The following is an 11,975-nucleotide window of genomic DNA, read 5'->3' as shown; positions in this document are numbered from 1 at the left end:
CCCGAGACACCGGACCCATGGGTGCGACATCGTGGCAAAGTGCCGCGGTGAGACTAGGCCTGGTTATGAAGCAATTGAGCACACTCATCATGGTGCCCGACACGACCAGCCGCACTCAAACTATCTCGGTGCTGCTGCAAGCGGGTATATCCACGCGGGGTTGTTCCACCCCGCTCGAACTTTTCAGTCTCCTCTCCGAAGACACCTACGACGCCGTCGTGCTGGACCTGACGGAGCTGGGCGAGCTCGGCTATGCGCTGATCGCGCGTCTGCGCGGGTCGCCGTCTCTGGGCATCGTGGCCACGGGACGGGACCTGTCCGTGGAGGCACGCCTGCGCTGCCTGCAGAGCGGCGCCGACACCTGCCTGACGGCGCCCGTCGACGCGCGCGAGCTCGCCTGTGTGTTGCTGGCGCTGGCGCGCCGGCTGCCCGTCTGGCAAAACGAACCCGCGCTATCCGAACTCGTCACGGTCGAGCCGGCCTCGGCGGGGCGCTGGGAGCTGCGCGACCAGGACTGGACGCTGGGCGCGCCCAACGGCGCCGCGCTGTCCCTGTCGGCCAACGAGCGGCAGGTCATGCGCGTGCTGCTCGAGACGCCCGGACGCGCGGTGACGCGCGAGCAGCTTGCCGAAGAACTGGCCGCCGACGGCATGTCCGCCCGGGTGACCGGGGCGCGCAGCATCGACGTCGTGGTGAGCCGGCTGCGCCGCAAGGCGGAGCTGGCCGGCCTGATTCTGCCGGTGCGTACCGTTTACGGCAGCGGCTACCTGTTCGCCAATCCCTGATTCGTGCACGTCGCGCGGCCCGCGCCTGTGGATAAGTAAGCGCTCGCATTCGCGCAACGCCGCTCCTGTGGCTGTGCGCAGGTCTGTGGATAAATAGGGTTGCACCCCTGCACCGCGCGGCCGAGCGGCCAAGCGCCCGTACTCACGGGGGCCAGGTCGCCCGCGCCCACCGACATGGCAGGGGCTATGTGGCCCGCGGCCACCACCCGGGCGTCATCGTGCAAAAAATGAGCAGAGGTCTTTGACAGCGGTGGATAACTACGCTAAGCTGAAGGGCTTACTGCTTTATGCGCGCGCATAGCCATCTCCGGCCATAGGTCGTGGGGCTGCGGTGCGTGGGTAAAGATGGGTTGTCCGGGTGTCTGGTGGCGTTTCTCTCGAAGCTCCGCCCCGATGCCAGGATGCAGATCCGGACTTTCCGGGTCCGGTCAGGTGGGTGCGTCACGAATCCGCCCGGCCGCAAGCCAATCTCTGTGGCGTTTCCGATACGGTGTATCCGGCAGCGTCATATTGTCGAATCCTTCACCCGCTACCGTCCCATTCCAGCATCCGGTTTCGATCAGCCCCAGTCTGCTGTTTAGCTGGGACGACTCGATTTGACTCTGCGCGTTTTTGCGCGCAAGACCCGCTCTTTTACGTAGATGAAACGTCAGGGGCGGTTTTGCGTGAACTGCCTCTCCAGGCCCCGCAGTAAGGTGCCCGGAGGACACGAGTACTCATGTACTTACCAGTGGTACGTAAAAGGGATTTCAAAGGTCATGCCTACCATTAGCCAACTCGTGCGCAAGCCGCGCGAAGTCAGCATCATCAAGAGCAAGAGCCCCGCGCTGGAGAACTGCCCCCAGCGTCGCGGCGTTTGCACCCGTGTCTACACCACCACCCCCAAGAAGCCGAACTCCGCTCTGCGTAAGGTTGCCAAGGTGCGTCTGACCAACGGTTACGAAGTCATTTCGTACATCGGCGGCGAAGGCCACAACCTGCAAGAGCACTCGGTCGTTCTGGTGCGTGGCGGTCGTGTGAAGGACTTGCCCGGTGTGCGTTACCACATCGTGCGCGGCTCCCTCGACCTGCAAGGCGTCAAGGACCGTAAGCAAGCCCGCTCGAAGTACGGCGCCAAGCGCCCGAAGAAGGCTTAATCGCAGTATCTGGAAGTACCCCAGGGACGCACTGGCGTCACCCGGGATGTGTGCAGCTGCGCCAGTAGGAATGCTGGAATAGTGTGCAGCACGTAAGGGGTCGTCTCTCTAGACGGCCATGGCCGTGCAGGAAGCACGGTTCAACTGAACAGACACAAGGAAGCAAAAATGCCCCGTCGTCGCGAAGTACCCAAGCGCGAGATTCTGCCCGATCCCAAGTTCGGCAGCGTCGAGCTCGCCAAGTTCATGAACGTTGTGATGCTGGACGGCAAGAAGGCCGTCGCCGAGCGCATCATTTATGGTGCCCTCGAGCAAGTCCAGGCCAAGACCGGCAAAGAGCCGATCGAAGTCTTCTCCCTGGCCATCAACAACATCAAGCCGATCGTCGAAGTGAAGAGCCGCCGCGTTGGCGGTGCCAACTACCAAGTGCCGGTTGAAGTGCGCCCCGTGCGCCGCCTGGCCCTGGCTATGCGTTGGCTCCGTGAAGCCGCCAAGAAGCGTGGCGAGAAGTCGATGGATCTGCGTCTGGCTGGCGAACTGATCGACGCCTCCGAAGGTCGTGGCGCCGCAATGAAGAAGCGCGAAGACACGCACAAGATGGCCGAAGCCAACAAGGCATTCAGCCATTTCCGCTGGTAATTTAAGGACTACCCACCATGGCCCGCAAAACCCCGATCGAGCGCTATCGCAACATTGGTATCTCTGCGCACATCGATGCAGGGAAAACCACCACGACCGAACGTATCCTGTTCTATACCGGCGTCAATCACAAGATTGGCGAAGTGCATGATGGCGCAGCCACCATGGACTGGATGGAGCAAGAGCAAGAGCGTGGCATCACCATCACGTCGGCTGCTACGACGGCGTTTTGGCGTGGCATGGCCGGCAACTTCCCCGAGCACCGCATCAACATCATCGACACCCCGGGACACGTGGACTTCACCATCGAGGTGGAACGTTCCATGCGCGTCCTGGACGGTGCCTGCATGGTGTACTGCGCCGTGGGTGGTGTGCAGCCCCAGTCGGAAACCGTTTGGCGCCAAGCCAACAAGTACGGTGTGCCGCGTCTGGCCTTCGTGAACAAGATGGACCGTACCGGCGCCAACTTCTTCAAGGTCTACGACCAGCTCCGTACCCGTCTGCGCGCTAACCCCGTGCCGATCGTCATCCCCATCGGTGCCGAAGACTCCTTCACCGGCGTCATCGACCTGATCAAGATGAAGGCGATCCTCTGGGACGAAGCCAGCCAGGGCACCAAGTTCGACTACGCCGACATCCCGGCCGAACTGCAGGCTACCGCCGACGAATGGCGCGAGAAGCTCGTCGAAGCGGCTGCTGAGTCGTCCGAAGAGCTGATGAACAAGTACCTTGAAACCGGCACGCTCGAAGAAGCCGAGATCAACGAAGCTGTTCGTCAACGCACCATCGCTGGCGAAATCCAGCCGATGCTGTGCGGCACCGCCTTCAAGAACAAGGGCGTGCAGCGCATGCTCGACGCGGTCATCGAATACCTGCCTTCGCCCGTCGATATCCCGCCGGTTGACGGCACGGACGACGACGGCAACGAAGTCAAGCGCGAAGCCAACGACGACGAGAAGTTCTCGGCGCTGGCTTTCAAGCTGATGAGCGATCCGTTCGTGGGTCAGCTGACCTTCGTGCGCGTTTACTCGGGCGTTCTGAAGTCGGGCGACACGGTCTACAACCCCATCAAGGGCAAGAAAGAGCGTATCGGCCGCATCCTGCAGATGCACGCGAACAACCGCGAGGAAATCAAGGAAGTTCTGGCTGGCGACATCGCCGCCGTCGTGGGCCTGAAGGACGTGACGACCGGCGAAACGCTGTGCGATGTCGATGCACACGTGACCCTCGAGCGCATGGAGTTCCCCGAGCCCGTGATCTCGCAGGCCGTCGAACCCAAGTCGAAGGCTGACCAAGAAAAGATGGGCCTGGCGCTGTCGCGTCTGGCCGCCGAAGATCCGTCGTTCCGCGTGCGCAGCGACGAAGAATCGGGCCAAACCATCATTTCGGGCATGGGCGAGCTCCACCTCGAAATTCTGGTCGATCGCATGAAGCGCGAATTCGGCGTGGAAGCCAACGTGGGCAAGCCCCAGGTTGCCTACCGCGAAACGATCCGCAAGACCTGCGAAGAAGTCGAAGGCAAGTTCGTCAAGCAGTCGGGCGGTCGCGGCCAGTACGGTCACGTGGTCCTGAAGGTCGAGCCGCTTCCCCCGGGCGGTGGCTACGAATTCGTGGACGCCATCAAGGGCGGCGTCGTGCCGCGCGAGTTCATCCCCGCGGTGGACAAGGGCATCCAGGAAACCCTGCCTGCTGGTATCCTTGCGGGTTACCCGGTGGTCGACGTCAAGGCAACGTTGTTCTTCGGTTCGTACCACGATGTGGACTCGAACGAAAACGCGTTCAAGATGGCCGGTTCGATGGCGTTCAAGGAAGGTATGCGTCGCGCATCGCCGGTCCTGCTGGAACCCATGATGGCCGTTGAAGTCGAAACGCCGGAAGACTACGCAGGCACCGTGATGGGCGATCTGTCCTCGCGTCGCGGCATGGTCCAGGGCATGGACGACATGGTCGGCGGCGGTAAGGTCATCAAGGCTGAAGTTCCTCTGGCCATGATGTTCGGTTACGCCACCAACCTGCGTTCGCTCACGCAAGGTCGTGCCACGTACACGATGGAATTCAAGCATTACTCCGAGGCCCCCAAGAACGTCGCTGACGAAGTCATCGCCGCTCGGGCCAAGTAAATACCGTCGCCGCGTCTCCCGTGATCCGGGGGGCGCGGCAAATATCCAAATTTCCTTGAAAGTCAAAGGATAGAGATCATGGCAAAAGGCAAGTTTGAACGTACCAAGCCGCACGTGAACGTGGGTACGATTGGTCACGTTGACCACGGCAAAACCACGCTGACGGCGGCAATCACGACGGTGCTGTCGACCAAGTTCGGCGGCGAAGCCAAGGGCTACGACCAGATCGACGCGGCACCTGAAGAAAAGGCACGCGGCATCACGATCAACACCGCTCACGTCGAGTACGAAACGCAATCGCGTCACTACGCGCACGTCGACTGCCCGGGCCACGCTGACTATGTGAAGAACATGATCACGGGCGCCGCGCAAATGGACGGCGCGATCCTGGTGGTGTCGGCCGCTGACGGCCCGATGCCGCAGACGCGTGAACACATCCTGCTGTCGCGCCAGGTTGGCGTGCCGTACATCATCGTCTTCCTGAACAAGGCTGACATGGTTGACGACGCCGAGCTGCTCGAGCTGGTGGAAATGGAAGTTCGCGAACTTCTGTCGAAGTACGACTTCCCGGGCGACGACACGCCGATCGTGAAGGGTTCGGCCAAGCTGGCGCTCGAAGGCGACAAGGGCGAGCTGGGCGAGCAAGCGATTCTGGCCCTGGCCGAAGCGCTGGACACGTACATCCCGACGCCTGAGCGTGCCGTTGACGGCGCGTTCCTGATGCCGGTCGAAGACGTGTTCTCGATCTCGGGTCGCGGCACCGTGGTGACCGGCCGTATCGAGCGCGGTATCGTCAAGGTTGGTGAAGAAATCGAAATCGTGGGTATCAGCCCCACGGTCAAGACGACCTGCACCGGCGTGGAAATGTTCCGCAAGCTGCTCGACCAAGGTCAAGCCGGCGACAACGTGGGCATCCTGCTGCGCGGCACCAAGCGTGAAGACGTCCAGCGTGGCCAAGTGCTGGCCAAGCCGGGCTCGATCACCCCGCACACGGACTTCACCGCCGAGGTGTACATCCTGTCGAAGGAAGAAGGCGGCCGTCACACCCCGTTCTTCAACGGCTATCGTCCCCAGTTCTACTTCCGCACGACGGACGTGACGGGCACGATCGATCTGCCGGCCGACAAGGAAATGGTTCTGCCGGGCGACAACGTCTCGATGGTCGTCAAGCTCCTGGCCCCCATCGCCATGGAAGAAGGCCTGCGCTTCGCCATCCGTGAAGGCGGTCGTACCGTCGGCGCCGGTGTCGTTGCCAAGATCCTCAAGTAAGTAGTGCCCAACAGCGAGGGGCGGCAAGCCGCCTCTCGCATCTCGTTCTTTAGGAAACGCCATGAAAAACCAAAAGATCCGCATCCGTCTGAAGGCCTTCGATTACAAGCTGATCGATCAGTCCGCAGCGGAAATCGTCGACACCGCCAAGCGTACCGGCGCTGTCGTGCGCGGTCCGGTTCCCCTGCCCACGCGTATTCGCCGCTATGACGTTCTGCGTTCGCCGCACGTCAACAAGAGCTCGCGTGATCAGTTCGAAATCCGCACCCATCAGCGCCTGATGGACATCGTGGATCCGACCGACAAGACCGTGGACGCCCTGATGCGTCTGGATCTGCCGGCCGGCGTCGACGTCGAAATCGCGCTGCAGTAAGGTATGCGGGCCTGACCTGGTCAGGTTCGACAAGATGGCCGTATCCCTCGGGATACGGCCATTTTGCATTTCGGCCACCGGCAGACGCGGGTACCGTCCGGTACCAGAACGCCTCAAGTGAGCGGCCACTCTCGCCGGCAGGCGCACGCGAGCGGGCAGGGCGCCGCGGCCATCTGCGGCGTTGCGACCAAAGGCGGCGATGCCTGTTGCGCCGGCCGCACAAACTCAGCTCGTTCACGCCCGTCCAAACGCGCTAAGTGCTTGTGTTGGCTGGAAAAACCGTGCTAATATGCAAAGCTTGCCATTTTGTGGCAAGAGCAACTGTAGGGCGAAGGCCGTTACCTTTTGCCTGATTAGCCCCGACCAATCGCAGTCGGGAATGGAGAAAACGATGTCGAATACGACACCCACGCCCGCCGCGCATCGGCTGGGTCTGGTGGGTCGCAAGGTCGGCATGACCCGCATTTTTACCGAGGATGGTGAATCCATTCCGGTGACCGTGCTGGACGTGTCCAACAACCGTGTGACTCAAGTCAAGTCCCTGGAATCCGACGGCTACGCCGCCATCCAAGTGACTTATGGCACCCGTCGCGCCTCGCGCGTGGCCAAGGCTCAGGCCGGCCACTACGCCAAGGCCAGCGCCGAAGCCGGCAGCATCCTGAAGGAATTCCGTCTCGATCCCACCCGCGCTGCCGAATTCACGGCCGGCTCGGTGATCGCCGTTGAATCTGTCTTTGAAGCCGGCCAACAGGTCGACGTCACGGGCACGACGATCGGTAAGGGTTTCGCCGGTACCATCAAGCGCCACCACTTCGGTTCGCAACGTGCTTCGCACGGTAACTCGCGTTCGCACCGCGTTCCTGGCTCGATCGGCCAGGCACAGGATCCGGGTCGTATTTTCCCGGGTAAGCGCATGGCGGGTCACCTGGGTGATGTCACCCGCACGGTGCAAAACCTCGACGTGGTTCGCGTCGATGTCGAACGCGGTCTGCTGTTGGTCAAGGGCGCTGTCCCCGGCCACGCTGGCGGCGATGTCATCGTCCGTCCGGCCGTCAAGGCCCCGGCGAAGAAGGGAGCATAAGTAAATGGATCTCAAGCTCCTGAACGATCAAGGTCAGGCCGCTACGTTCAGCGCGCCCGACACCATCTTCGGTCGCGACTTCAACGAAGCGCTGGTTCACCAGATCGTGGTGGCCTATCAGGCCAATGCCCGTAGCGGCAACCGCGCTCAGAAGGACCGTGCCGAAGTCAAGCACTCCACCAAGAAGCCCTGGCGCCAAAAGGGTACCGGTCGCGCTCGCGCCGGTATGACTTCGTCGCCGCTGTGGCGTGGGGGTGGTCGCGCGTTCCCGAACTCGCCCGAAGAGAACTTCAGCCAGAAGGTCAACAAGAAGATGTACCGCGCTGGCCTGCGTTCGATTCTGTCGCAGCTCGCCCGCGAAGACCGCATCGCCGTTGTCGATACTTTCTCGCTCGAATCGCCCAAGACCAAGCTGGCTGCCGCCAAGCTGAAGAACCTGGGTCTGGATTCGGTCCTGATCATCACCGACTCCGTCGATGAAAATATTTACCTCGCCACGCGCAACCTGCCGCACGTTGCCGTGATCGAGCCCCGTTATGCCGATCCGTTGTCGCTGATCCACTACAAGAAAGTGCTGATCACCAAGCCGGCCATCGCTCAACTCGAGGAGATGCTGGGATGAACGCCGAACGCTTGATGCAAGTCATTCTGGCGCCGGTCGTGACTGAAAAAGCCACGTTCGTTGCCGAGAAGAATCAGCAAATCGCTTTCCGTGTCGTGGCTGATGCCACCAAGCCGGAGATCAAGGCTGCCGTCGAACTCCTGTTCAAGGTGCAGGTCGAAGCCGTGCAGGTCCTCAACCGTAAGGGCAAAGTCAAGCGCTTTGGCCGATTCGTTGGCCGTCGTCGCAATGAGCGCAAGGCTTACGTGTCGCTCAAGGACGGCCAGGAAATCGACTTTGCGGAGGTGAAGTAAATGGCCCTCGTTAAAGTAAAGCCGACCTCGGCTGGTCGCCGTGGCATGGTGAAGGTTGTCAGCCCGAACCTGCACAAGGGTGAGCCCTACGCTCCCCTGCTGGAAAAGAAGACCCGTGGCTCGGGCCGCAACAACAATGGCCACATCACTGTGCGCCATCGTGGTGGTGGTCACAAGCAGCACTATCGCGTGGTGGATTTCCGTCGCAACAAGGACGGCATTCCCGCGAAGGTTGAGCGTCTGGAATACGACCCCAACCGTACCGCGCACATCGCGCTGCTGTGCTACGCCGATGGCGAACGTCGCTACATCATCGCTCCGCGCGGTCTGGAAGTGGGCGCCACGCTGATCTCGGGCATCGAAGCCCCGATCCGTGCTGGTAACACCCTGCCGATCCGCAACATCCCGGTGGGTACGACGATTCACTGCATCGAAATGATCCCTGGCAAGGGTGCTCAGATGGTTCGTTCGGCCGGCGCTTCCGCCGTCCTGATGGCCCGCGAAGGCACGTACGCTCAGGTGCGTCTGCGCTCCGGCGAAGTTCGCCGCGTGCACATCGAATGCCGTGCCACCATCGGTGAAGTCGGTAACGAAGAACACAGCCTGCGCCAAATCGGCAAGGCCGGCGCCATGCGTTGGCGCGGTATCCGCCCGACGGTTCGTGGTGTTGCCATGAACCCGATCGACCACCCGCACGGTGGTGGTGAAGGCCGTACCGGCGAAGCTCGCGAACCGGTCAGCCCGTGGGGTACTCCGGCGAAGGGCTTCAAGACCCGTCGCAACAAGCGGACGAACAATATGATCGTCCAACGGCGCAAGCGCAAGTAAGAGGCGAACACTATGTCACGTTCGATCAAGAAAGGCCCGTTTGTCGACGCTTACCTGATCAAAAAGGTGGATACGGCTGTCGCGGGCAAAGACAAGAAGCCGATCAAGACCTGGTCGCGTCGTTCCACGATCCTGCCGGAGTTCATCGGCCTGACGATCGCTGTGCACAACGGCCGTCAACACGTTCCCGTTTACATCAACGAGAACATGGTCGGTCACAAGCTCGGCGAGTTCGCGCTGACCCGTACGTTCAAGGGTCACGCCGCGGACAAGAAGGCGAAGAGGTAATCGATGGAAACTACTGCCATTATCCGTGGTGTTCACATCTCGGCCCAGAAGACCCGTCTGGTTGCGGACCTGATCCGCGGCAAGTCGGTGGCTCAAGCCCTGAACATCCTTACCTTCTCCCCGAAGAAGGCTGCCGTCATCCTGAAAAAGGCTGTCGAGTCCGCCATCGCCAACGCCGAGCACAACGACGGCGCCGATATCGACGAGCTGAAGGTCACCACGATTTTCGTGGACAAGGCGCAATCGATGAAGCGTTTCTCGGCTCGCGCCAAGGGCCGCGGCAACCGTATCGAGAAGCAGACCTGCCATATCACGGTCAAGGTCGGAGCTTAAGGAGTCACGATGGGTCAGAAAATTCACCCCACTGGGTTCCGTCTCGCGGTCACCCGTAACTGGTCCTCGCGTTGGTACGCGGACGACAAGGCCTTCGGCGGCATGCTCGCCGAAGACATCCGCGTGCGCGAATACCTGAAGAAGAAGCTCAAGAGCGCTTCCGTCGGTCGCGTCGTCATCGAGCGTCCCGCCAAGAACGCCCGCATCACCGTCTACTCGGCTCGTCCGGGCGTGGTGATCGGCAAGCGTGGCGAAGACATCGAAAGCCTGAAGGCCGATCTGCAGCGTCTGATGGGCGTGCCCGTGCACGTCAACATCGAGGAAATCCGCAAGCCGGAAACCGACGCTCAGCTGATCGCCGACTCGATCTCCCAGCAGCTCGAAAAGCGCATCATGTTCCGCCGCGCCATGAAGCGCGCCATGCAGAACGCAATGCGTCTGGGCGCTCAGGGCATCAAGATCATGAGCTCGGGCCGTCTGAACGGTATCGAAATTGCGCGTACCGAGTGGTACCGCGAAGGCCGTGTGCCGCTTCACACGCTGAAGGCGAACATCGATTACGGCACCTCCGAAGCCCACACCACCTACGGTGTGATCGGCATCAAGGTGTGGGTCTACAAGGGCGACATGCTGGCCAATGGCGAGCTGCCCGTCGAGACCGCCGCCCCGCGTGAAGAAGAGCGTCGTCCGCGTCGCGCCCCCCGTGGCGATCGTCCGGATGGTGCCCGCAACGGTCGTCCGGGTGGTCGCGGTCGTGCTCCCCGCAAGGCGGACGCGGCTCCGGCTCCTGAAGGAGAATAACCATGCTGCAACCCTCTCGCAGAAAATATCGCAAAGAGCAGAAGGGCCGCAACACCGGTCTGGCGACCCGTGGTACGCACGTGTCGTTCGGCGAGTTCGGCCTCAAGGCTACTGGCCGTGGCCGTCTGACCGCTCGTCAGATCGAAGCTGCTCGTCGTGCTATCAACCGTCACATCAAGCGCGGTGGCCGGATCTGGATCCGTATCTTCCCCGACAAGCCGATCTCGCAAAAGCCGGCTGAAGTCCGGATGGGTAACGGTAAGGGCAACCCGGAGTACTGGGTCGCTGAAATCCAGCCCGGCAAGGTGCTCTACGAAATGGAAGGGGTCAGCGAAGAGCTGGCGCGCGAGGCGTTCCGCCTGGCCGCTGCCAAGCTGCCGATCGCGACCACGTTCGTTGCGCGTCATATCGGTGCTTAAGGAGTACAAATATGAAAGCTAGCGAACTCCGTTCGAAAGACGCCGCCGAGCTGGGCAAAGAGCTCGAGAGCCTGCTGAAGGCGCAATTTGGTCTGCGCATGCAGAAGGCAACGCAGCAGCTTGGTAACACCACCCAGCTGCGCAACGTGCGTCGCGACATCGCGCGTGTGCGTACCTTGCTGACTCAGAAGGCAGGGGAATAAACATGAGCGAAACGCAAAACACCCAGGTCACCAAGCGCCAGCGCACGCTGGTTGGCAAGGTCGTCAGCAACAAGATGGACAAGACTGTCGTCGTTCTGGTCGAACGCCGCGTCAAGCACCCCATCTACGGCAAGATCGTCATGCGCTCGGCCAAGTACAAGGCTCACGACGAATCGAACCAGTACAACGAAGGCGACACCGTCGAGATCGCAGAAGGCCGTCCCATCTCCCGCTCCAAGGCGTGGAAGGTGGTTCGCCTGGTCGAAGCGGCCCGCGTCATCTGAAGTACCTTGCGCCGCGGCTCCCGCCGCGGCTGCATTGAAACGGCATGGAACAGGCTTCCATGCCGTTTTTTATTGAGTAGGGGATTCGGTGCCCGCGTGGCATCCCGGCAACGCCCGGTATCCGCGTTACGTGCGCATGTGCACCACGCAGGCGAACGCGGTACCGAAGTGCTCACTATCGCTGTATGCCACGTTCCAGGCCGTCTACGGACTGCAGGATGGGGTGGCGCCAGGTGGGCCGCTAAGCCGGCGCGCGCGCGATGGCGATGCATCCCCTGATTCGAGTTTGCTCCGTATGTTGTCGCAAGCGCACACGTCCTTGTTTTTTCAAGCAAAACAGGCTTGCGTTCGCCAAACGGGCGGGGTAGAATAACCAGCTTTCCCAAATTGTTAGTTGGGTTGGCCTAGGTACCAGAGTAAAAAAGCCAGAGTCAAAATCCAGATTCAAATCCGGATTCGCAGGGCCACAGATTTACGGGCAAATCCCGAAGGCTATGAGAG

The 11,975-nt window shown here is 61.4% G+C and carries 16 protein-coding genes; all 16 read left to right on the top strand.

The genetic code is table 11. From position 1 onward, the window contains the following. Positions 1-65: 65 nt before the first annotated feature. A complete protein-coding gene (locus CAL25_RS00770) occupies positions 66-785 on the top strand; it encodes a response regulator transcription factor (protein WP_094798043.1) in 720 nt (239 codons plus the stop codon). A gap of 758 nt (positions 786-1,543) precedes the next feature. After that, a complete protein-coding gene (rpsL, locus tag CAL25_RS00765; RefSeq protein ID WP_005017264.1) occupies positions 1,544-1,921 on the top strand; it encodes a 30S ribosomal protein S12 in 378 nt (125 codons plus the stop codon). Between the two features lie 168 nt (positions 1,922-2,089). Next, complete coding sequence (gene rpsG / locus CAL25_RS00760; RefSeq protein WP_094798042.1) at positions 2,090-2,560, top strand: 30S ribosomal protein S7; 471 nt, start codon at positions 2,090-2,092, stop codon at positions 2,558-2,560. A 17-nt stretch (positions 2,561-2,577) separates the two neighbouring features. Beyond that, positions 2,578-4,680, top strand: a complete 2,103-nt coding sequence (gene fusA, locus CAL25_RS00755) for an elongation factor G (RefSeq protein WP_094798041.1) — start codon at positions 2,578-2,580, stop codon at positions 4,678-4,680. Between the two features lie 78 nt (positions 4,681-4,758). Continuing rightward, positions 4,759-5,949 (top strand): elongation factor Tu, encoded by a 1,191-nt coding sequence (tuf, locus tag CAL25_RS00750; RefSeq protein WP_094798040.1) that lies wholly within the window; start codon positions 4,759-4,761, stop codon positions 5,947-5,949. Between the two features lie 61 nt (positions 5,950-6,010). Beyond that, positions 6,011-6,322 (top strand): 30S ribosomal protein S10, encoded by a 312-nt coding sequence (gene rpsJ / locus CAL25_RS00745; protein ID WP_012251770.1) that lies wholly within the window; start codon positions 6,011-6,013, stop codon positions 6,320-6,322. Positions 6,323-6,713: 391 nt separating this feature from the next. After that, positions 6,714-7,403: a 50S ribosomal protein L3 gene (rplC, locus tag CAL25_RS00740; RefSeq protein WP_170948379.1), complete on the top strand. Its 690-nt coding sequence runs from the start codon at positions 6,714-6,716 to the stop codon at positions 7,401-7,403. 4 nt (positions 7,404-7,407) lie between these two features. Further along, positions 7,408-8,025 (top strand): 50S ribosomal protein L4, encoded by a 618-nt coding sequence (rplD, locus tag CAL25_RS00735; RefSeq protein WP_094798038.1) that lies wholly within the window; start codon positions 7,408-7,410, stop codon positions 8,023-8,025. Next, positions 8,022-8,318, top strand: a complete 297-nt coding sequence (gene rplW / locus CAL25_RS00730) for a 50S ribosomal protein L23 (protein ID WP_005017278.1) — start codon at positions 8,022-8,024, stop codon at positions 8,316-8,318. The genes rplD and rplW overlap by 4 nt, the downstream gene beginning before the upstream one ends. Next, positions 8,319-9,146: a 50S ribosomal protein L2 gene (rplB, locus tag CAL25_RS00725; protein ID WP_094798037.1), complete on the top strand. Its 828-nt coding sequence runs from the start codon at positions 8,319-8,321 to the stop codon at positions 9,144-9,146. It abuts the gene before it with no gap. Between the two features lie 12 nt (positions 9,147-9,158). After that, a complete protein-coding gene (gene rpsS, locus CAL25_RS00720) occupies positions 9,159-9,434 on the top strand; it encodes a 30S ribosomal protein S19 (protein WP_094798036.1) in 276 nt (91 codons plus the stop codon). A gap of 3 nt (positions 9,435-9,437) precedes the next feature. Then, complete coding sequence (rplV, locus tag CAL25_RS00715; protein ID WP_010925688.1) at positions 9,438-9,767, top strand: 50S ribosomal protein L22; 330 nt, start codon at positions 9,438-9,440, stop codon at positions 9,765-9,767. A gap of 9 nt (positions 9,768-9,776) precedes the next feature. Further along, positions 9,777-10,568 carry a 30S ribosomal protein S3 gene (rpsC, locus tag CAL25_RS00710; RefSeq protein WP_094798035.1) on the top strand — a complete coding sequence of 264 codons (792 nt, stop codon included), beginning with the start codon at positions 9,777-9,779 and terminating at the stop codon, positions 10,566-10,568. 2 nt (positions 10,569-10,570) lie between these two features. Next, positions 10,571-10,987: a 50S ribosomal protein L16 gene (gene rplP, locus CAL25_RS00705; RefSeq protein ID WP_094798034.1), complete on the top strand. Its 417-nt coding sequence runs from the start codon at positions 10,571-10,573 to the stop codon at positions 10,985-10,987. Between the two features lie 11 nt (positions 10,988-10,998). Further along, a complete protein-coding gene (gene rpmC / locus CAL25_RS00700) occupies positions 10,999-11,190 on the top strand; it encodes a 50S ribosomal protein L29 (protein WP_094798033.1) in 192 nt (63 codons plus the stop codon). Positions 11,191-11,192: 2 nt separating this feature from the next. Beyond that, positions 11,193-11,474: a 30S ribosomal protein S17 gene (gene rpsQ, locus CAL25_RS00695; protein ID WP_094798032.1), complete on the top strand. Its 282-nt coding sequence runs from the start codon at positions 11,193-11,195 to the stop codon at positions 11,472-11,474. Positions 11,475-11,975 lie beyond the last annotated feature (501 nt).

The organism is Bordetella genomosp. 5 (assembly GCF_002261315.1).
Lineage (GTDB): Bacteria > Pseudomonadota > Gammaproteobacteria > Burkholderiales > Burkholderiaceae_B > Bordetella.
This window is presented reverse-complemented; position numbering and strand designations above follow the sequence as displayed.

Bases quoted from the DNA above. Each gene is read 5' to 3' on its own strand.
- rplP (WP_094798034.1), top strand. From the start codon at position 10,571: ATGCTGCAACCCTCTCGCAGAAAATATCGCAAAGAGCAGAAGGGCCGC.
- rpsC (WP_094798035.1), top strand. From the start codon at position 9,777: ATGGGTCAGAAAATTCACCCCACTGGGTTCCGTCTCGCGGTCACCCGT.
- rpsJ (WP_012251770.1), top strand. From the start codon at position 6,011: ATGAAAAACCAAAAGATCCGCATCCGTCTGAAGGCCTTCGATTACAAG.
- CAL25_RS00770 (WP_094798043.1), top strand. From the start codon at position 66: ATGAAGCAATTGAGCACACTCATCATGGTGCCCGACACGACCAGCCGC.
- rplV (WP_010925688.1), top strand. From the start codon at position 9,438: ATGGAAACTACTGCCATTATCCGTGGTGTTCACATCTCGGCCCAGAAG.
- rpmC (WP_094798033.1), top strand. From the start codon at position 10,999: ATGAAAGCTAGCGAACTCCGTTCGAAAGACGCCGCCGAGCTGGGCAAA.
- rplB (WP_094798037.1), top strand. From the start codon at position 8,319: ATGGCCCTCGTTAAAGTAAAGCCGACCTCGGCTGGTCGCCGTGGCATG.
- rplD (WP_094798038.1), top strand. From the start codon at position 7,408: ATGGATCTCAAGCTCCTGAACGATCAAGGTCAGGCCGCTACGTTCAGC.
- rpsQ (WP_094798032.1), top strand. From the start codon at position 11,193: ATGAGCGAAACGCAAAACACCCAGGTCACCAAGCGCCAGCGCACGCTG.
- rplC (WP_170948379.1), top strand. From the start codon at position 6,714: ATGTCGAATACGACACCCACGCCCGCCGCGCATCGGCTGGGTCTGGTG.
- rpsS (WP_094798036.1), top strand. From the start codon at position 9,159: ATGTCACGTTCGATCAAGAAAGGCCCGTTTGTCGACGCTTACCTGATC.
- rpsL (WP_005017264.1), top strand. From the start codon at position 1,544: ATGCCTACCATTAGCCAACTCGTGCGCAAGCCGCGCGAAGTCAGCATC.
- rplW (WP_005017278.1), top strand. From the start codon at position 8,022: ATGAACGCCGAACGCTTGATGCAAGTCATTCTGGCGCCGGTCGTGACT.
- fusA (WP_094798041.1), top strand. From the start codon at position 2,578: ATGGCCCGCAAAACCCCGATCGAGCGCTATCGCAACATTGGTATCTCT.
- tuf (WP_094798040.1), top strand. From the start codon at position 4,759: ATGGCAAAAGGCAAGTTTGAACGTACCAAGCCGCACGTGAACGTGGGT.
- rpsG (WP_094798042.1), top strand. From the start codon at position 2,090: ATGCCCCGTCGTCGCGAAGTACCCAAGCGCGAGATTCTGCCCGATCCC.